This is a genomic window from Pedobacter yonginensis, assembly GCF_003173595.1.
GTDB lineage: Bacteria > Bacteroidota > Bacteroidia > Sphingobacteriales > Sphingobacteriaceae > Pedobacter > Pedobacter yonginense.
Window position 1 is genome coordinate 210,394 of sequence record NZ_QGNZ01000002.1, and the last position, 20,275, is coordinate 230,668.

The window sequence follows — 20,275 nt, forward strand, 5'->3', positions numbered from 1 at the left end:
TGTTATATTTTTGCGTAATCTTCTTGTTTAACACTATCAAATTTCTCTAAAGATTCTATGTACTCTGCTACATATTCTTTATTCTCATGACCTTCTTTAATTTGCTTCATCTTAGCTTGCTCACTTGCAGATTTTAATAATAATTTAACCTCAGCAATAGCGATAGATGGTAATACCCTTAAGAATAATAAGAACAAAGTAAAGAATAAACCAATTGAACCAACAAATACACTTACATCAACCCAAGTTGGATAAAACATTGCCCAGCTTGAAGGAATATAATCACGGTGTAGTGAAGTAACGATAATTACAAATCGCTCAAACCACATACCCACGTTTACCACAATTGATAAAATCCATGTTGCTCTGATGCTCAAACGAATCTTCTTGAACCAAAGCAATTGTGGAGAGATTACGTTACAAGTCATCATCATCCAGTATGCCCACCAGTAAGGACCCGTTGAACGATTGATAAATGCGTATTGCTCATACTCTGAACCAGAATACCATGCAATGAAGAACTCAGTTAAATAAGCTACACCTACAATTGAACCAGTTAAGATGATGATTTTATTCATCGACTCGATGTGGAACATGGTGATGTAGTTTTCAAGACCCAATACTTTACGTGCTACCAATAACAAGGTTAACACCATTGCAAAGCCTGAGAAAATCGCACCAGCAACGAAGTAAGGAGGGAAAATTGTAGTGTGCCATCCCGGTATTACCGATGTTGCAAAGTCCATTGATACAATAGTGTGTACCGAAAGTACTAGTGGTGTTGATATACCTGCAAGGATTAAAGACACCGCTTCGAAACGTTGCCATGTTTTAACGCTTCCGTTCCATCCAAAAGAGAAGATAGAATAGATTTTTCTGCGCGTACCTACTGCACGGTCTCTAATGGTTGCAATATCTGGTAACAATCCTGTGTACCAAAACAATAATGATACTGAGAAGTATGTAGAGATTGCAAACATATCCCAAACTAATGGTGAGTTAAAGTTTACCCAAAGTGATCCAAACTGATTTGGAAGCGGTAGTACCCAATAAGCCAACCAAGGACGGCCCATGTGAGAAACAACATAAGTTGCCGCACAAATAACGGCGAATATCGTCATCGCTTCTGCCGATCGGTTAATGGAGTTACGCCAGTTTTGACGGAAAAGTAATAGTACAGCTGAAATTAACGTTCCAGCGTGACCAATACCAACCCACCATACGAAACCGGTGATATCCCATGCCCATCCAACTGTTTTATTTAAACCCCATGCTCCGATACCATTCCAGAAAGTATAGCTTACCGCTACAACCCAAAGTAAAGCACCTAATGAGGCAAAAGTGAACCCGATCCACCAAGCTTTGTTTGGCTTATTCTCTACCGGGCCTAAAATATCATCCGTAATTTTTGCATACGTGATGTTATCTCCGGTAATTAATGGTTCTCTAAGTATTGATTCGTTATGTCCTGACATAATTTGTATTTTCTTTATACTAAAGCTTACGCTTGTACTGTTGTATCTGTATTTCTAATTTTTGTCATGTATCCGATACCTGGTTTCACGTTGATTTCTTCTAATACGTAATAGATACGCTCAGAACGCAATGCTTTAGAAACTTCAGAGTTTGGATCGTTTGAATCACCAAATATGATTGCATTTGCTGAACAAGCTTCTTGACAAGCCATTTTAATATCGCCATCTTTTAATGGGCGTTTCTCTATTTTGGCTTTCAATTTACCTGCCTGTATACGTTGGATACACATAGAGCATTTCTCCATAACACCACGTGAACGTGCAGTTACGTCAGGATTTAAAACCAATTGAGTAAACTCGTTATTCAAATAGTTATCGAAACGAGAATCGTTCCAGTAGTTAAACCAGTTGAAACGACGTACTTTATACGGACAGTTATTCGCACAGTAACGCGTACCTACGCAACGGTTGTAAGCCATGTGGTTTAAACCATCTGATGAGTGTACAGTTGCCAATACCGGACAAACAGTTTCGCAAGGTGCGTGATCACAATGTTGACACAACATTGGCTGATGAACAACAGAAACATGATCTAAATCTTCCAACTTAGCAATTTCTTTTTCTCTCGTTACATCACCTTCCGCAGTTTCGTAGCTGTAATAACGATCGATACGAATCCAGTGCATTTCACGACGACGACGAACCTCATCACGACCTACAACAGGAATATTGTTTTCTACGTTACAAGCAACAATACAAGAACCACAACCTGTACAAGCATTCAAATCGATTGCCATAACCCAGTTGTTACCTGGTTTTTCGTATTGATCCCAAAGATCATAGTTTTTATGTCCTTCTTCGCCCTTACCTGTACCAGCTGCAGGATCGTTTAAGAACTCTTTGAAAGAAGCCTCACGGATTACGTTACGACCTTCAAAAGAGTGGTGTGTTTGTGTTTGTGCCAATTCATAATGCCCTCCTGTTGGAGTAAGCGTTACTGTAGTGGCATATTGCATTGTTCCGTTTACAAAAGAAACAAAAGGGAAAGCATTTTTACCCACGTCGTTACCCGCTTTACCAACTTTGGTACGGCCATAACCTAAGGCAATAGAAACAGTGCCTTGTGCTTGTCCTGGTTGAATAAGAACAGGTAAATCAATCGAATATCCGTTATTGCCTTTTACAGTAACAACATCAGATTCTTTAATATTTAATTTCTCAGCATACTTTGGAGCGATGGCTACAAAGTTATCCCAAGTTACTTTAGAAACTGGATCAGGAAGCTCTTGTAAGAAAGCGTTATTTGCATTTTTACCATCACGCATTGGAACGTTTTCGTAAACCTGCAACTCTACATCTTTTGCTAAAGCTTTGCTGCTATTAATGATTGAGGTGGCCACTGCGGCTAGAGACAAACTGAAGGCATATGTACCTGCAGGTTTTGCAGCTATTGAAACCACTCCTTTTTCTAGTACCTCATCCCACTTAATCCCTAAAGCTGGCAACATTTTGGTTTCCCAATTGGTGCGCACAAACTGATAGTAATCTTTAACAGGCGCATCAGCCCAAACGAGTAAACTTTCTTCTGCTTGGCGGCTATTGAAAACTGGGTTGATGGTTGGCTGTACGATAGAGTAATATCCTTCGTAAGCATTTGCATCACCCCACGATTCTAAATAGTTATGATTGATTGCCACAACATCACAAAGTGAGGCCGTTTCATCTGCACGATCTGCGAATGAAATTTTTGCTGGTACTTTCGCTAAAGCATCTGCAAATTTCTTACCATCAATTGAATCGTATGCTGGGTTGCTATTCAAGAATAAAACAGCACCAACTTCACGACGGCTCATCTCAGCTACTAAACCATTAAATTCAGCATCATTTCCTGCGTATAAATAGCAAGGGTTATCTAAATCGATGGTTGTACCATAACTTCCAATAGCGGCGTTAATGGCATTTACTAAAATTTGAGTAGAAACATCATTAGAACCACACACAACAAGGCCTTTACCTTTGTTTTGCAATAATTCTTTTGCTACTAACTTAATTACTTTATCTGCGGTAGTGTTGTTGCCTAATGTTCCACCAGGTAAAGCACTTCCCGTAATTGCATTGTATAGGGCAATTAACGCTGGACCTTGTTCTGATAATTTTACCGGAACACGTGTATCAGCATTCGTACCTGTTAAGCTCATTCCACTTTCAAATTGAATGTGGCGGCTCATTTTTTTATTTTCTAACGATTTATAGTTACGGTTAGCTGTATATTGAGAGGTAAACTCCTCACCGCTAATCCAAGTCCCTAAGAAATCGGCAGCAAAACTTACGATTAAATCAGCCTTGTTGAAATTGTATTTTGGTAAAACGGCTTTACCAAAACTGTTCTGGTTGGCTTGAATTATACCTGTGTAAGAAACCGCATCATATTGAACCAGTTTAGTTGCAGGGTATTTCGCAATGAAACCTGCAATTACTGCATTTGTAGATGGACTATTTACTGTTGATGAAACAATACGGATTTTTTTACCAGATGCTTGTGCTTTAGCCAACTCTGATTTTACAAAACCATCAATTTCAGCCCAAGTGCTTTCTTTGGTTTTAAGTAGAGGTGCTTTTAATTTAGATACATCGTACAAATCTAAAACAGAAGCTTGCGCTCTTGCATCTGTACCCAGATTAAATTCTCCAGCATTTGGATTTGGCTCAATTTTAATTGGGCGTCCCTCTCTTGTTTTAACTAAAACACTCTGGCCATTAAAGCTAGAAGTATAGTAGTTAGGAATACCTGGGGTTACTTCTTCAGGTTTTACCAAATACGGGATAGATTTTTTTAACGGGGTACTTTGGCATGCCGCCAAAGTTACAGCACCTAAACCAAAGCCTAACGCCTTTAAAAAGTCGCGGCGTGGGGTAACGGTACTTAACCCTGCTTCATTTAAAACATCTTCTATTGGAAGTGGCTCGGCGAATTCGTTTTTGTTATTTTTAACAAAATCGGGTGTATTGTTATACTCCTCTAAGCCTTTCCAGTATTTTTTATTGCTTTCCATTTAAGCTATATTACTGTTTATCGAACGTTCTTACTAAACTCTAATCTATTAATAGTGGCACTTACCACACTCTAAACCACCCAATAACGCTGGTGTAATTTTCTCGCCTTTTTTAATTTTCTCATGCGATTCGATAACCTTAGCGTAGAAAGCATTATTTTTTTGACCAGAAATATCTGTTTCTTTATGGCAGTTGATACACCATTTCATGGTTAATGGAGAATATTGATAAATTTCTTCCATTGTATTAACCGGACCATGACATGCGAAACACACAGGCTCTGTTGGTTGTAATCCTTTTGCTTTACGAATTGCATCTTCTGCAACAACAACGTGTTGAGAGTGATTGAAGTAAGCAAAATCAGGAAGATTGTGTACACGTACCCACTCCATTGGTTTTGATTTACTTTCGTCGTATTTCTGAGTTTCAGGATCGTAACCTAAAGCATTGTAAATTTTCTTAATCTCAGGCGAAATCTGTCCCTCATATTTATCTCTTGCTTGTACTGCTTTATGGCAGTTCATACAAACATTTAACGATGGAATAGATGCGTTTTTAGATTTGAATGCACCAGAGTGACAGTATTGACAATCGATTTGATTGATACCGGCGTGTAACTCATGCGAGAATTTAATTGGTTGTACTGGCTGATAGCCTGTATGTACCCCTGTATTCCACATGCCCATCCAACCGAAAGATCCTAAGCAGATAATTAAACACAAGATGAAGAACATCACAAATTTCTTGTTTTTGAACATCTTGCGAACACCAACTTTCAAAGGCACATCTTCTTCAATCTGAATACCTTGTTTTTGTAAGATTAAGCGCTCAAGCAATTTACTTGCGCGACCTAAAATCACCAAAATCACAACTGCGATTAATACAATGGCAATAATACCAACTAGCGATAAACCAGAAACATCTTCTTTAGCTGTGGCATTTGCATCGGTTGCTCCAGGAGTACCTGGCGCAGCAGCAGGAGCTTTTGGCTCACCTTCTTTGATATAGGCTAAAATGCTTTTAACTTTTGCCTCATCCAATTCTGGAAAAGAAGTCATGGCAATTTTACCATTTTCATTGTACAGCTTTACCGCAGCAGGATCACCCGCAGCGATTAAACCTTGTGAGTTCGGAATCCACTTCAATAAGAACGACTCTGGATGACGATCACTAACACCCGTTAAGGCCGGACCTATCAATTTCGCATCTAATGCGTGGCACGAAGAACATTTAGCTTTAAAAAGCGTTCTTCCTTCTTTAGCATCTTGCGCACTAACGGTTGATACCGCTATAACGGAAATGGCTGAAAACAAGAATAACGACTTCCAAACGCTTTTTAAAATCATCGAGATATCTCTCATAATGAACACTTTATACTTATTTAATTTACTTTTTGTTGTGAAATTGATGCCTGAGTTGAAATAACCCCATCAAAACTTGAACAAAAGTATAACTTATTAATAAATCCCATGACATAATACTGACTGGAAATACAATTTATAATCATTCTAAACAAATGCTGATTCAGGCCCCTCAGGCTATAAAAATGGCCATTTTGATCTAAATCTAAAATGGCCACCCTATTCAAGTTAAGTGTTGGAAGTTTTCAATTTGCATTTATTACTTGCAATTGTGTTAATAAACTCCCAAATGTTAAATACTTATTGTTTTAATATCCAAGCAAACATAAGTGGCGCTACAATTGTCGCATCACTTTCTACAATAAACTTTGGTGTATGGATATCTAGCTTGCCCCAAGTAATTTTTTCGTTTGGTACAGCGCCAGAATATGAACCGTATGATGTTGTTGAATCAGAAATTTGGCAGAAATAACTCCAGAAAGGAATGTTCTCCATTTCCATATCCTGATAGAGCATAGGTACCACGCAGATTGGGAAATCGCCAGCAATACCTCCACCAATTTGAAAGAAACCAATGCCCTTACCACCACTGTTTGCAATGTACCAATCGGCCAACCAACCCATATATTCAATACCACCTTTTACAGTGGTTGCGGTTAACTCCTTTTTCATTACGTAAGAAGCGAAGATATTTCCCATGGTAGAATCTTCCCATCCTGGAACCACAATTGGCAAATTCTTTTCTGCAGCGGCAAGCATCCAAGAGTTTTTAGGGTCAATTTCATAATATTGCTCCAAATCTCCACTTAAAAGCATTTTGTACATAAATTCATGTGGAAAATAACGCTCGCCGGCCTGTTCTGCATCCATCCATATTTTATGAATGTGCTTTTGTAAACGACGGAAGGCTTCCTCTTCTGGAATACATGTATCTGTAACACGGTTATAATGGTTTTCTAAAAGATCCCATTCGTCCTGTGGACTTAAATCGCGGTAATTGGGTACGCGTTTGTAATGTGAGTGGGCAACCAGATTCATAATATCTTCTTCCAAGTTGGCTCCTGTACAAGAGATGATTGAAACTTTATCCTGACGGATCATTTCTGCAAGTGAGATGCCTAACTCTGCAGTACTCATTGCACCTGCAAGTGTAATCATCATTTTACCACCTTCATCCAAATGCGTTTCGTAACCCTTTGCTGCATCCATCATAGCCGCCGCATTAAAATGGAGGTAATTACGCTCCATAAACTGAGATATTGGTCCTCTTGTATTGCTCATTTTATTTGTATTGTTTTGCGGCAAAAATAGGCATTTAGCCCGAAAGCTGAAAACATAAACCACTTTCAGGTCATATAAGTTAATCGAATTCTTCAATCTAGAACCTCCCAATACCTAATAAATAACCCATTTGAACATGCTGAATTAGGTTTATGGATTTTCGAAGAAGAACTCACTGCACAGCAACACTAATTATTTATTCAAGAAATTGCTTTTCTTTGCGCCATGAAAAGAAGTTTCGCTTTCCTTATACTTTTGCTTGTTTCTTTGCCAGGCATGGCCCAAATGAAACTGATTAAAAAAATGCTTTCAAATGAAAAAGACACTACCAGAAAAGCCAGCTTTCTTCCCATTCCCTCACTCGGATACGCCCAAGAAACTGGCTTTGAATTTGGCGTTGGGGCAATTTATTCGTACTATACCGACCGGGAAGATACCTTAACCAGAAGCTCTAATTTCTCTTTAAACGCTACCTATTCTACCAAAAAAACTTACAACATTACTTTGAAAGGCGACGCTTGGTCGCCCGGCAATAAGTATCATTTTATTGGTGACGTTCGCGTTAAAAAAATGCCATTCAATTTCTATGGAATTGGCAATAACACCCTCAAAACTGATGAGGACAAGCTCGTAATGAACCAATTTAAAGCCCAGTTTGATGCCGAAAAAAGTTTCCTGAAAAATGCCTATACGGGTGCATCTGTTGGTTTTGAGCATTACAAATTTGCCGATCAAACAACAGGTGGAATATTCTCAAACAACGCAACAATTTTGGATAAGGATGGTGGCAGTGTAGCCTACCTAGGCTTAAGTCAAAGTTACGATACCCGAAACTCAAACAACTACCCAACCAAGGGCTTTTTCGGTAGAATTACTTACCAGTATGCCCCTCACCTTTTCGATGCAGAAAGCTTTACTGGAAGTCAGATTAAAGTTGATATAAGAAATTTCTGGAGTGTGAATAAAAAAATCGTTATCGGGGTTCAAGGCATTTATTACACTATACAAGGGACTAAAACACCTTTCTATCTATTGCAACAATTGGGTAACGACCAAATTATGCGGGGTTACTATGGCGGTAGGTACCGTGATGAAAACTTAATGGCCTCGCAAGCTGAGCTTCGTTATCGGTTTATAAATCGTTTCGGAATTGTTGCTTTTGCTGGTGTTGGAAAGGTTTTCAACAACGGGAATTTTGATTTTAACAGCTTAAAACCCAACTATGGTGTTGGCGGTCGGTATTTCTTCGATACGGCCAAAGGATTAAGCGTACGGATAGATTATGGTGTAGGGGAGAAGTTAGCTAACGAAAAACGCCAGAGCGGATTTTATATCAGTTTAGCAGAGGCCTTTTAATCCTGAAACCACCGAGTATTTAGTGGTTCATGAAACATCAACAAAATGTTAAATCAGAATAAAATTTAATTTTTGGAACGAACGGGCAGCGCTTTTTGGCGAATGAAGCCTCGCCATTCGCTGTAGCCCTCGTGAAAAACTCGGGGCTGCCGCTGCTGTCGAGTTTATAATTTACGGCCTGTTCCTTACAAGTTTGTGTTCCTCTTGCCGCATCACATCCAATTTTTGGTGGCTAGTGAAACATCAACAACATGCTCAACAAAATGCTAAATCAGAATAAAATTGAATTTTTGGAACTATAAGGAAATTTATGTTTTGCCAAAAGCACTACACTTTGTACCTAAACCCGATCAAAGCGAAATGCCGATTTTCTCGGCAGAAGCGGGAGCGGGACTGAAAGCCGCCAAACGAGCGGAACTGCTCATTTCCAAAAAAAGATTCAGAATTTTCGGTAAATTTCATTTATCAGGAAATGAACGGACAGCGCTTCTTGGCGCATGAAGCCCCGCCATTCGCTGTAGCCCTCGTGAAAAACTCGGGGCTGCCGCTGCTGTCGAGTTTATAATTTACGGCCTGTTCCTAACAAGTTTGTGTTCCTCTTGCCGCATCGGCTCCCATATTTGGTGGCTAGTGAAACATCAACAAAATGCTAAACCAGAATAAAAATTTAATTTTTCGGAAATGAACGGGTTAGCAATGCTTGGCAAATGAAGCCTCGCCATTCGCTGTAGCCCTCGTGAAAAACTCGGGGCTGCCGCTGCTGTCGAGTTTATAATTTACGGCCTGTTCCTTACAAGTTTGTGTTCCTCTTGCCGCATCGGCTCCAATATTTGGTGGCTAGTGAAACATCAACAAAATACTAAATCAGAATAAAATTTAATTTTTCGGAAATGAACGGGTTAGCAATGCTTGGCAAATGAAGCCTCGCCATTCGCTGTAGCCCTCGTGAAAAACTCGGGGCTGCCGCTACTGTCGAGTTTATAATTTACGGCCTGTTCCTAACAATTTTGTGTTCCTCTTGCCGCATCGGCCCGCATATTTGGTAATGCACCAAACGTTAAACAAGCTAGATCATATCGTTTCGGCAACAAACCGACCGATAAAAGAAAATTGGCACTAACTATAAGGAAATTTATGTTTTCCCAAAAGCACTACACTGTGTGCCTAAACCCGATCAAAGCGAGATGCCGATTTTCTCGGCAGAAGCGGGAGCGGGACTGAAAGCCGCCAAACGAGCGGAACTGCTCATTTCCAAAAAAAGATGCAGGATTTCATGCTGATAAAATACCAATGGCACAAGACGCTATTACGGGAAAACAACAATCGGTAGTTAAAACAAATCACAGGCTATTTACTCATTCCGGCCAATGCGTTTATAGTTAAGGCTACAATTACGGTATTAAAAATGAAAGAGATCATACTGTGTAGCAAGGCAAGTCTGCGCAATCTCCGTGAAGATATTTCTACATCCGACACTTGAAAAGTCATCCCTAAAACAAAAGAAAAATATGCAAAATCGATAAAATCGGGGGCACGTTCTCCAGGGAAATCTAAGCCACCACCCTTCTTAGTATCATCAACGGTGTCTCTATCGCCATAATACAAATGTGCATAACGCATGGTAAAGGTGGTGTGCACTAAAAACCAAGAGAGAAACATGCCTAATAGGGCAATGGTTAAATCTAGGGCTTTGACATTTTTATCTAGCAACAAAAGTATTACGGCAAGTAGCCCAGCGAAAGTTGAAACTAAGACTACGGCAAAAATTTCGGTTCGGGTTTCATCTTGTAACTTGGCCTTCAAATGCGTTTGCGAGGCGCCTGTATGAAAAAACATGTACCAGTGGGTGGATATTAGGGCCAAACAGGAAGCGTCCCAACCGAGCATGATGTGTGTTAAAGTTTCTAATTTTAAAAAAAATGCGCCTAAATAAACAACCATTCCAAAAGCGAAACTTAAGAGCAAAATTTTGGCGGCAGAAAGCTTCTGGAAGTTACTGAGTTTAGGCCTTAATTCCATATTAAAATTTCAATTTAAAATGCTCTTTTGCTTGTCCCTTTTTAAAATAAACCAATCCAATCCAAAATAAATCTATGGTTACGGTTACATCAGGTTGATTTTTAATTTCTGCCCAGGCTTCTTTCATACCTTCACTCCAGTAAATATCATCAAAAATAAGCAATGAATTTTCGGTAACTTTTGGCAAACACCATTTAAAGTAATTCAGGGTAGCCTCTTTGCGGTGATTTCCATCAATGTAAACAAAATCTAAGGTTGGTTGCTTGGCAATTACATCAGGTAGGATGGAATCGAAATTACCAACATGCAATTCTATGTTATTCAAATTGAGTGCGGTGAAATTGTTTTTAGCAACGTTAGCAGTTTCTGGGCAACCTTCTATAGTGATTATATCGGCATTGGGGTTTGCTTTTGAGAGATAGGCCGTTGTTATGCCTAAACAGGTTCCTAACTCAATGGCAGTTTTGGCTTTTGTGTGTTTTGCCAGGCGGTAAATGAGTTTTGCTAAACGCGGACTTTTCAATGCATTTTTTGCGATCTGACTTACCTTTTTGGTTTTGTTTTTATTTAGGTGAGAACCTGCTCCGAGGTCTGTAACGGTGATTATGGAATCGTCATTAAAAAGTTTTTTTCGCTGAAGTTCGATGTTTTTGTATTCGGATTTGTCTGTAAAATCGTAAATTACCTCATCAGCTAATTGATAAACAAATGGTGAATGCGTTCCGTGTCTGCTTTTAGCTGTTAAACGGTGTTTTAAAAAATCTGTAATAAATTGAATTATCATATATTGCAAAAGTAATTAAACGCCGCAAACGTATGTATGTTTTATGGAAAATATAGCAGAGATCAGTGCTTTAGTTAAATTGCTTGATGATCCGGATGAGGAAGTATATCAACATGTAGAGAAAAAGCTTCTTGAGTATGGTGGCGAGGTAATTCACTTTTTAGAAAACGCATGGGAACAATCCTTTGATGGACTTTTACAAGAACGGATTGAGAATATTGTCCATCAAATTCAGTTTAACACAGTTAAAGAGGATTTAAACTTATGGTATTTAAGTGGTGCTTTTGATTTGTTGCAAGGCGCCATGATTATTAACCGTTACCAATATCCAGATTTAGATGAGCAAAAGATCATCAATCAGATAGAGGAAATTAAACGTGATATTTGGCTGGGTTTACAATATGAAATGAGCTCAGTTGAAAAGGTTAAACTCATCAACCACGTTTTATACCAACAATACGGCTTTGGTGGGAATACCAAAAACCATCACGATCCGCAAAACTCGTATCTCAATCAGGTTTTAGAGAGCAAGAAAGGGAACCAGATTTCTTTAGCCATTATTTATTCTACCTTGGCTCAAAAGTTGGATTTACCTGTTTATGGAATAAACTTGCCCCAACACTTTATTTTGGGCTATATTGATGATAGCAAGCAAGAAGGCTCAGAATATGGGGTTCTTTTTTACATCAATGCCTTTAATAGAGGGAACATTTTCGGCAAACATGATGTTGATCAATTCCTTCGTCAGCTAAATTTAGAGTCGTTACCAGAATATTACAGGCCATGCAGCAATACCGACATTATCAGGAGGGTAATTAGAAACTTAATCTCTGCGTATGAAAATGCAGGAGCTACAGAGAAAGTTTCCGAGTTAAACGAACTCCAAAATATCTTGGCGGAATCTAATCAAGAATAAAAAGCTTTTTTGCTACAGAGCGTCATATTTGCTGAACAGTGTGCGTCTTAAATGTCTTTTTCAGTATATAACACTAAAAAAGGGTGATTTTTTTGAAGAAAAAATCACCCTTTCTCATTATCAATCGCATTGTATGCCGGAATACCATTGTATTCAAAATTTACTTGAATTAAATTGCAATTGCTGTTGGGAAACAAATGCTTGGATTATTGCTTTCCCACAACCTACAACAACATACCTATTTATCAAGTTACAGCATACACGCTTAATTATTAATGATTTTTTGTTATCCGCTAAGCTTAAGAAAAATCATTCTATAAAAATATCGTAATCTCCTGATTAATAAATGATTATGAGTGATGATTCAAAACTCACAGTAAATTCTAATTTCCAAAAATCTCATAGTGCACAAAAAACTAACTCAAAACGTTAAGTTTCTTTCTGAAAAGTGGCTGTTTAAAAATCAGTCAAATTTACATGCATAGCTTTATACAATAGATATGAAACATAAAGAGGGTGTTTGCAAACACAAACACCCTCTAACTATGCCATTTTATGCATTAATGGTTACTTAGCTTCTCGAACAATTGTTATTGTACCTCGGACTTGTTTTTTATTATCATCTAATTGTAGTAGATAGAAATAAACGTCTTCATTTAATGGCGTACCATTATAGGTACCATCCCAATTGTTTTTGTAGCTATGCGCTTTGAAAACTAAAGTACCTGAACGGTTGTAAATGCTAACCGTATTGTTTGGATACTTTTCGATATCAGCGATGATCCAAGCATCGTTCTTTCCATCGCCATTTGGTGTAATCATGGCTGCACGCGACTGATTAACGTCATCAGCATAAGTAACGCTTGGCGCTGTATTGGCTATACTAGCCAACTGAGGCTGACTTCCCTGGTTAGCAATTGCAGCTGCAGATGTCTTACTTACGACAATTGTTCCTTTCAAAGTCGCTAAAGCACAATCATTAGTAGTACTTACCGTATAGGTAAATATACCGGTGTTTTTTGGTGCTCCAGAGATGGTCAATGCACCTTCATCGTAAACAGCAATTAAACCACTTGGCAAATCAATTACGGTTGCACCTGTTGCACTACCACCTATTGTATAAACAATCGGTGTGATTGCCGTATTGATAGTTGCTGTTGTACTTACATCACCACTAGTTAAGGTTAATGCACGGATAAAAGTCCAGTTGATGTTATTACCTCCATCTACACCCGAGAATTTGTTCTCTGATGCAGAGCCGTTTCCAGCTATTGCATCTCTTAGATGAACGGATTTTAAATCGAAGTTCTTCATCGTAGATTTTAATGTATATCGACTACCCTCGATATCTGACCTCAATTCTGTAGGTTGGCATGGAGTGCCATCAGCTGTCAACACACCGTCTATTACAAAGGTTCCTGCTGGTTTAAATTTATTTGAGGCAGAAGCTTGTAAAGTAAGGTTATTAAACCTCAAATTTAAAGCATCGAATGTAAAATCTGCAAACTCTACCTTTACATCTCTAAACGAAAGCAAGGCAGGCGAGAAAGTTTTTATAAAACCTAACTTATATCCCAAGAAGTTTACATCATTATAAACGATATCTATATCATCGCTAGTAACACTAAAGTAACGAGTATTGATGGTAGAGTTGGTTGTTTTATAATTGAATGCTCTATTATGTAAAGAGCGATAATTATCGGTAATTATTTTAGAACCTGATATATCGAATCTACTATTAGGGTTACTGTCCTCAACTACAGCCACTAATTCAACCAGACCCTTACCGTCTGAAGTCATGGTATGCCCATTAGAATAAAATTGACCAGACATTTGTCTTAAGCTGCTAAAGGTAATGTCATCGAGTAAATCGAAACGCCCATTGTAGAAGTATAAATAAGTATCAGGAAGTTCAGCACCATTTGTTTTAATGGTCTGACCATTAGCCGCTAGGCTACTACCACGCATGTTGGTGTTGCCTTTATGTAGGTATAACATCCCTTTAGCCAATTCTAAGTTGCCATAGATGTTTAGATTTAAACTATAGTCGCCTAAAAATTGTGGTTCCTTCGTTGCGGCATCAGCGTTCCAAGTCATACTTCTGCAATTTGCATCAGCAATTAGGGTTACTTTAGAATCCACCACAGAGAATGAATTACCGTCAAAGAACACATCATCATTTTCAGTAGGAACTTCACCAGAAGCTGGGCCTCCACTGATAGCACTCCAGTGCGAGCCATCGCTCCAATTACCGCTGTTTCCAACCCAATAGAAGGCTCTAGGCGAAACTGTGATCGATCCGCTTGCTGTCTCACTCGTACAGCCACCCTCCGTTGTTACTTTAAAATTATATGTTCCATTTGATTGCGGTGTTCCACTAATCGTAAATTTACCAGCTTTGTAAACTCCATTTACTCCTGCAGGCAAACCTGTAACGGTTGCGCTAAAGGCATTCTCTATAGTATAAGTTATGTTTTTTATTGGAGAATAAACTAAGAGCACCTGATTTGCTTCGCCACTCGTCAGACTTATCGATGAATTTGGATCTACAACTATAGTTCCTTTTAAACCCTCTGTTGAACAGCCTCCTGTGGTGACAACTACAAAATCGAATGTACCGACTGTTCGTGGCACACCACTGATGATAAATCTACCAGGTCTGTATTGGCCTTGTACGCCGTCTGGCAAACCACTTACACTTACACCAGTGGCATTAGTTACGGTATAAACTAACTGTGAAATTTCAGTATTGACACAAACTGTTTGAGAAGCTGGTCCGCTGTTCACTGGGTTTAATGAAATGGTTGCATTTTTTGTAACGGTAAGTGTACCAGTTAACTCAAATGTTCTACATCCACCCGCGTTAACTACTGTGAAATCGAATACACCACTTGCTGTTGGTGTACCACTAATGGTAAATTTACCATCGCTGTAAACCCCACTTACGCCTACTGGCAAACCACTAACTTTTGCCCCCGGGGCATCACTTACCGAATAAACAATTGGTGCAATTGCCGTATTGTTGCAAACAGTTTGAAATGGTTCGCCACTGCTCAGGGTTAGCTTCGCATTTGGTTTCACAACGATTATTCCCTTCGAACTCGCTGATGAACAGCCACCTGTCGAACTCACGATATATTCGAATGTACCGAGCGATCTTGCTATACCAGCGATAACGAATTGACCATCACTGTAGGCTCCAGTTAACCCTTCTGGTAAGCCACTTACGCTAGCGCCAGTGGCATTGCCTACGGCGTAAGTGATTCGTGTAATTGTACTATTGATGCAAACCCCTTGATTGCTTGTTGTAGGGTCACTAATCAATGATAAATTTGCTCTTTTTAATACAGTAATTGTGCCTGTTGAGCTCACTGTTGAACAGTCGCCACTAGCATTTAATACATATTTAAAGCTACCGCTTGAGGTTGGAGTTCCACTGATGGTAAATGTTCCTTCACTGTAAACACCATTTATCCCAGCTGGCAAACCACTTACGGTTGCACTTGTAACATTACTTAAGCTATAAAGAATCGGCGTCATTCCTGTATTGTTACAAACAGACTGAGACGCAGAGCTACTGTTCAGTGTTATCCTTGCATTTGGTTTCACATTGATTGTACCTGTTAAACTCGCCGATGAACAGCCGCCGATGGTGCTTACTGTATAAGTGAATGAGCCGCTTGATGTTGGCGTGCCAATTATGGTTATTGTACCCTTGCTGAAAGCACCGGTTACTCCTGCTGGCAAACCGGTTACGGTTGCACTGTTGGCATTGCTTATGCTATAAATAATACCGCTTATCGCTCTATTAACACATAGGGTTTGAGCGGTTGTTGCGACCGCAGTGTTTAATGTTAATGTTGCAATTGGTGAAACATTAAGTGTTCCTTTCAGGCTAGCGGATGAACAACCACCGGTAGTGCTTACAGTATAATCAAACTTACCGCTTGATGTAGGTATGCCATTGATGGTAAAATCACCCTCACTGTAAACTCCAGTTACGCCTAATGGCAAACCACTTACAGTTGCTCCTGTTGCACTACCGCCTACCTTATAAACAATATTAGCAATTGTGCTATTGATACATGCTGTTTGAGTGCTCGCACCACTGTTGAGTGTTAAGGTTGCATTTGGCGTAACATCAATGGTTCCTGTCAAACTTGCTGAAGAACAGCCGCCGATAGTATTTACTAGATAAGTGGATGTACCACTTGATGTTGGTGTTCCGCTGATGGTTAGTTTACCTGCGATTAAAACACCTCTTACTCCCGCAGGCAAACCAGTTACGGTTGCGCTTGTTGCATTGCTTAAGCTATAGATGATGTTGTTTATCGCCTTATTGACACATACTATTTGAGCGCTTGTTTCAACCGCACTGTTTAAGGTTAAGCTTGCATTTGGCGTAACATTGATTGTTCCTGTTAGGCTAGCTGATGAACAGCCGCCTATAGTGCTCACCGAATAAGTGAAGGAACCGCTTGATGTAGGTGTACCACTGATGGCCAGGGTACCTTTAGATGCATCATATATGCTGGTTATGCCTTCTGGCAAACCAGTTACCGTAGCCCCTGCGGCATTGCTTGCGGTGTAGGTGATGCTGTTTATCGCTTTATTGATACACACTGTTTGAGAGGCCGTGCCATTGCTGAGTGCTAATGTGGCATTTGTTGTAACATCGATTTTCCCTGTCAAACTTGCTGAAGAACAGCCGCCTGTTGTAGTTACTGTATAACGGAAGGTACCGCTTGATGTTGGTGTGCCACTAATTGTGAAATTGCCAGCACTATATACCCCCTTAACTCCCGCTGGTAAGCCAATTACTGTCGCACCTGAAGCATTGCTTACCGAATAGGTTACAGTTTCTATTGGCGTTTTGACGCACACCACTTGATCGGCTAATCCATTAGTCAAGGTTAGTAAATCGGCATTAACGGTTATCTTACCGGTAGCCGTTGCCCCTAAACAGCCTCCTGAGGCAGTTATCACATAATCGAATGTACCACTTGTCGCTGGTGTACCACTAATAGTCAGAACACCTCGCAAAGCATCGTAAGTGCTGGCTAAGCCATTTGGCAAACCAGTTACGATTGCACCAGTGCCATTGCTTAAGGTATAGATGATGTTACTTATCGGTTTATTGACACACACTGTTTGGGAAGCCGCCCCCATGCTCAGTGATAATGTCGTATTTGGTGTGATGTTAATATTTCCAGTCAAACTCGCAGATGAACAGCCTCCTATCGTGCTTACTGTATAAGGGAAAGCACCGCTTGAAGTTGGCGTGCCACTGATGGTTAACGTAGCTTTAGATGCATCATAAATGCCTGCGACACCATCTGGCAAACCTGTTACGGTTGCAGCCGTTGCATTGCTCAAGCTATAGGTGATGTTATTTATCGCTCTATTGATACAAACCGTTTGTGAGGCCGATCCGACGCTCAGTGATAATGCCGCACTTGGTGTAACATTAATTGTTCCTTTCAAACTTGCTGATGAGCACCCACCTGTGGTGAGGACTGTATAAGCAAAACTACCGCTTGATGTTGGTGTGCCACTAATGGTGAAATTATCCGCAGTATAAACACCTTGTACGCCCGCCGGCAAACCAGTTACCCTTACGCCTGTGGCATTGCTTACTGAATAAACAATCGGGCTAACCGACGTATTCACGCAAACGATTTGAGAGGCAGTGCCACTCGCTAAGGTTATGAAATCGGCGTTAACCGTTATGTTACCTGTAGCGCTAGCAGATTTACAACCACCCGTTGTGACTATTGCGTAATCAAATGTGCCTCTTGCAGTTGGCGTGCCACTTATCGTGAACTTACCCGCATTAAAAACACCCTTAACTCCTGCTGGTAAACCACTTATGCTTGCACCAGTGGCATTGCTTATTGAATAAGAAATTGGGGCAATCGCCTTATTGATACAAACCACTTGAGAAGCTGAGGTACTGGTTAAAGTGATTAGATCGGCATTAACCGTTATCTTACCTGTAGCTTGAGAACAGCCCGCAGACGTGGTTACCATATAATCGAATGTACCGCTTGCTGTTGGCGTTCCGCTTATGGTGAAATTGCCATTACTAAATAGGCCTTTTAGCCCTTCTGGTAAACCAGTTACGGTTGCACTAGTGGAGTTGCTTACCAAATAGCTTATCGTTTTAATTGGCGTATTGATACAAACGGTTTGAGAAGCCGTGCCACTGGTCAAGGTTAACAGCTCGTTGTTAACTGTAATATTTCCGGTTGTTGTAGTTGTTGAACAACCATTTGTAGCGGTTACCGTATAAGTGAATGAACCGCTTGATATTGGTGTACCGCTAATGGTCAAGTTATCTCCAGTATAAACTCCTTTTACGCCAACAGGCAAGTTACTTACACTCGCTGTTATGGCACTGCTTACATTATAAGTTATCGGCGTTATAGCCTTGTTAATACAAGTAGTTGTGCTTGCACTGCTGCTGCTAAGAGCTAAAACTGGATTTGCATTATCAAATTTTGCGTTGGTTACATTACCCAAGCTAGAGCCATTGAATACGTTGAGTATTGAACCTACGACGTTTACATCTGTTAAATTAGCAGAAACGATGGTAAAAGGTGAAGCGTCTTTTTTAAGATTGGTTTGCAAACCTGGGATAGAACTTTGAATACGAACTTGATTGCCACAAGCAGATTTGGGCGTATTGATGGCATTCAGAATGCTGAAAGTTGCACCAGCAGTAAATGTGTAAGTATCGCCTTCTGTAAGGTAATAATTCTGAGTGATAGAACTTGTGGATGTACCTTGCTCAATCTTAGCGTTACTAGCAAAGCTAACGTCAAGGAAAGAGGCACTTGTTGAAGTTGAAATCAAATTGGCAGTACCCGTTTTGGCGGTAAAACTCACATCGCCATAAGCAATTGCCGTAGTATTTACATTATTATCACCTTGAACAGTACTGAATAATCCGTCAGGTGCAGTTATCCTAATTAGTGAATTCTCAACTCTGAAACTGGTTAAATTTAGTCTAGTTAAATTCCATGCATTTTGATCAGTAAGTTCAATAGTAGAATTGGAAATGTTTAGCGCGCGAGACGTACCAATAGGGAAAGAATTGCTCTTAAAAGCACTTGCTTTTAAAAGTTTGCCATTGGTATTTAAGGTACCGGCATTATGATTGATTATGGTTGAATATCCGGCTGTTTGTCCACATCTAAAGTCATCTTGAAGAGTATAGCTTCCAGATCCTGAAAAAGTTATGCTCTTAGAATCGAAGATACAGATTGTACCAGATGTAATGGTATGACTCGAAGTACCTGAAAAATTCAAATTCGAAAGGATTCTGCTGGCACCAGTAAAATTCGCACTTCCAGTAATGTTTAAGGTTCCATTATACAAAATGGCTTCAAATTTTGGATCATCAAAAGTAATATTTCTGCAAGTACCCCCCTTCGCAACGTTTATTTCATAACCAGCAATACGACCAAATGAACCTGAATTAAATACCACATCATCTTCATCCGTAGGGATACGACCTGCTGAGGTACCCTTGCTGGTGAAGCTCCAATGCTCGGGATCATTCCAATTTCCACCACCTCCAATCCAAAACATCGTTTTTCCCACTAATGCCTTCTTAACAAATGAGGCACTCGATCGATTTTTGCTCAAATGTGCCTTTGAGGGGGCTTTCAAATTGCTTTTAACAACGAAACTAGAATTGCCATTCCAATGATAATTGGCTGCCTTTGAAAAGGAGGCAACACACATTAGAAAGGCAATAATCATGAGGGTTTTACCCAAGCGGATAATGTCATTCATAAACTAATAATGGTTTTTAATTACGTATTATTACTCATACATAAATATGTTTTTTATATAAGTTAAACATACATATATATAATATAACTTTTGCAATTATATAAAATAAAGACTACTACACCAAACTTTTTTATTAATCATTTTTATAAGTTAAATCATACAAAAATGACCGATATGGCCTCATATACTAATAAAACGTTTTAGATAGGGGAAAAAATCTTGCTATTGT

10 protein-coding genes are annotated in these 20,275 nt (G+C 39.6%); 3 read left to right on the plus strand and 7 right to left on the minus strand.

Annotated features, from left to right (window positions below; translation table 11 throughout):
• Nucleotides 1-2: 2 nt before the first annotated feature.
• The 4 genes from nrfD to DHW03_RS07775 all read right to left on the minus strand — a co-directional run bounded on the left by nrfD (nt 3) and on the right by DHW03_RS07775 (nt 7,171).
• A complete protein-coding gene (gene nrfD, locus DHW03_RS07760; RefSeq protein ID WP_109925196.1) occupies nt 3-1,475 on the minus strand; it encodes an NrfD/PsrC family molybdoenzyme membrane anchor subunit in 1,473 nt (490 codons plus the stop codon).
• Between the two features lie 26 nt (nt 1,476-1,501).
• A complete protein-coding gene (locus tag DHW03_RS07765) occupies nt 1,502-4,528 on the minus strand; it encodes a TAT-variant-translocated molybdopterin oxidoreductase (RefSeq protein ID WP_109925197.1) in 3,027 nt (1,008 codons plus the stop codon).
• Nucleotides 4,529-4,576: 48 nt separating this feature from the next.
• Nucleotides 4,577-5,890 (minus strand): c-type cytochrome, encoded by a 1,314-nt coding sequence (locus DHW03_RS07770; protein ID WP_109925198.1) that lies wholly within the window; start codon nt 5,888-5,890, stop codon nt 4,577-4,579.
• Between the two features lie 300 nt (nt 5,891-6,190).
• Nucleotides 6,191-7,171, minus strand: coding sequence for a deoxyhypusine synthase family protein (locus DHW03_RS07775; protein WP_109925199.1), 981 nt, complete (start codon nt 7,169-7,171; stop codon nt 6,191-6,193).
• A 225-nt stretch (nt 7,172-7,396) separates the two neighbouring features.
• On the opposite strand from DHW03_RS07775, the gene DHW03_RS07780 reads away from it, so the two are divergent.
• Together DHW03_RS07780 and DHW03_RS07785 are read left to right on the plus strand one after the other, a co-directional pair.
• Nucleotides 7,397-8,527, plus strand: coding sequence for a BamA/TamA family outer membrane protein (locus DHW03_RS07780; protein ID WP_109925200.1), 1,131 nt, complete (start codon nt 7,397-7,399; stop codon nt 8,525-8,527).
• A 282-nt stretch (nt 8,528-8,809) separates the two neighbouring features.
• Nucleotides 8,810-9,028, plus strand: coding sequence for a hypothetical protein (locus tag DHW03_RS07785; protein WP_133248509.1), 219 nt, complete (start codon nt 8,810-8,812; stop codon nt 9,026-9,028).
• 846 nt (nt 9,029-9,874) lie between these two features.
• Here DHW03_RS07785 and DHW03_RS07790 read toward each other — a convergent pair.
• Nucleotides 9,875-10,546: a DUF1345 domain-containing protein gene (locus DHW03_RS07790; RefSeq protein ID WP_109925202.1), complete on the minus strand. Its 672-nt coding sequence runs from the start codon at nt 10,544-10,546 to the stop codon at nt 9,875-9,877.
• Nucleotide 10,547: 1 nt separating this feature from the next.
• On the minus strand, nt 10,548-11,330 hold the full coding sequence (locus DHW03_RS07795) for an O-methyltransferase (protein ID WP_109925203.1): 783 nt from the start codon (nt 11,328-11,330) through the stop codon (nt 10,548-10,550).
• 43 nt (nt 11,331-11,373) lie between these two features.
• Here DHW03_RS07795 and DHW03_RS07800 point away from each other — a divergent pair, with 43 nt between their 5' ends.
• Entirely contained in the window at nt 11,374-12,246 is an 873-nt protein-coding gene (locus DHW03_RS07800; protein ID WP_109925204.1) for a transglutaminase-like domain-containing protein, read from the plus strand.
• A gap of 567 nt (nt 12,247-12,813) precedes the next feature.
• Here DHW03_RS07800 and DHW03_RS07805 read toward each other — a convergent pair.
• The gene (locus DHW03_RS07805) at nt 12,814-20,046 is read right to left on the minus strand and encodes a T9SS type B sorting domain-containing protein (protein WP_109925205.1); all 7,233 of its coding nucleotides are present in this window, start codon (nt 20,044-20,046) and stop codon (nt 12,814-12,816) included.
• Between the last annotated feature and the right edge of the window lie 229 nt (nt 20,047-20,275).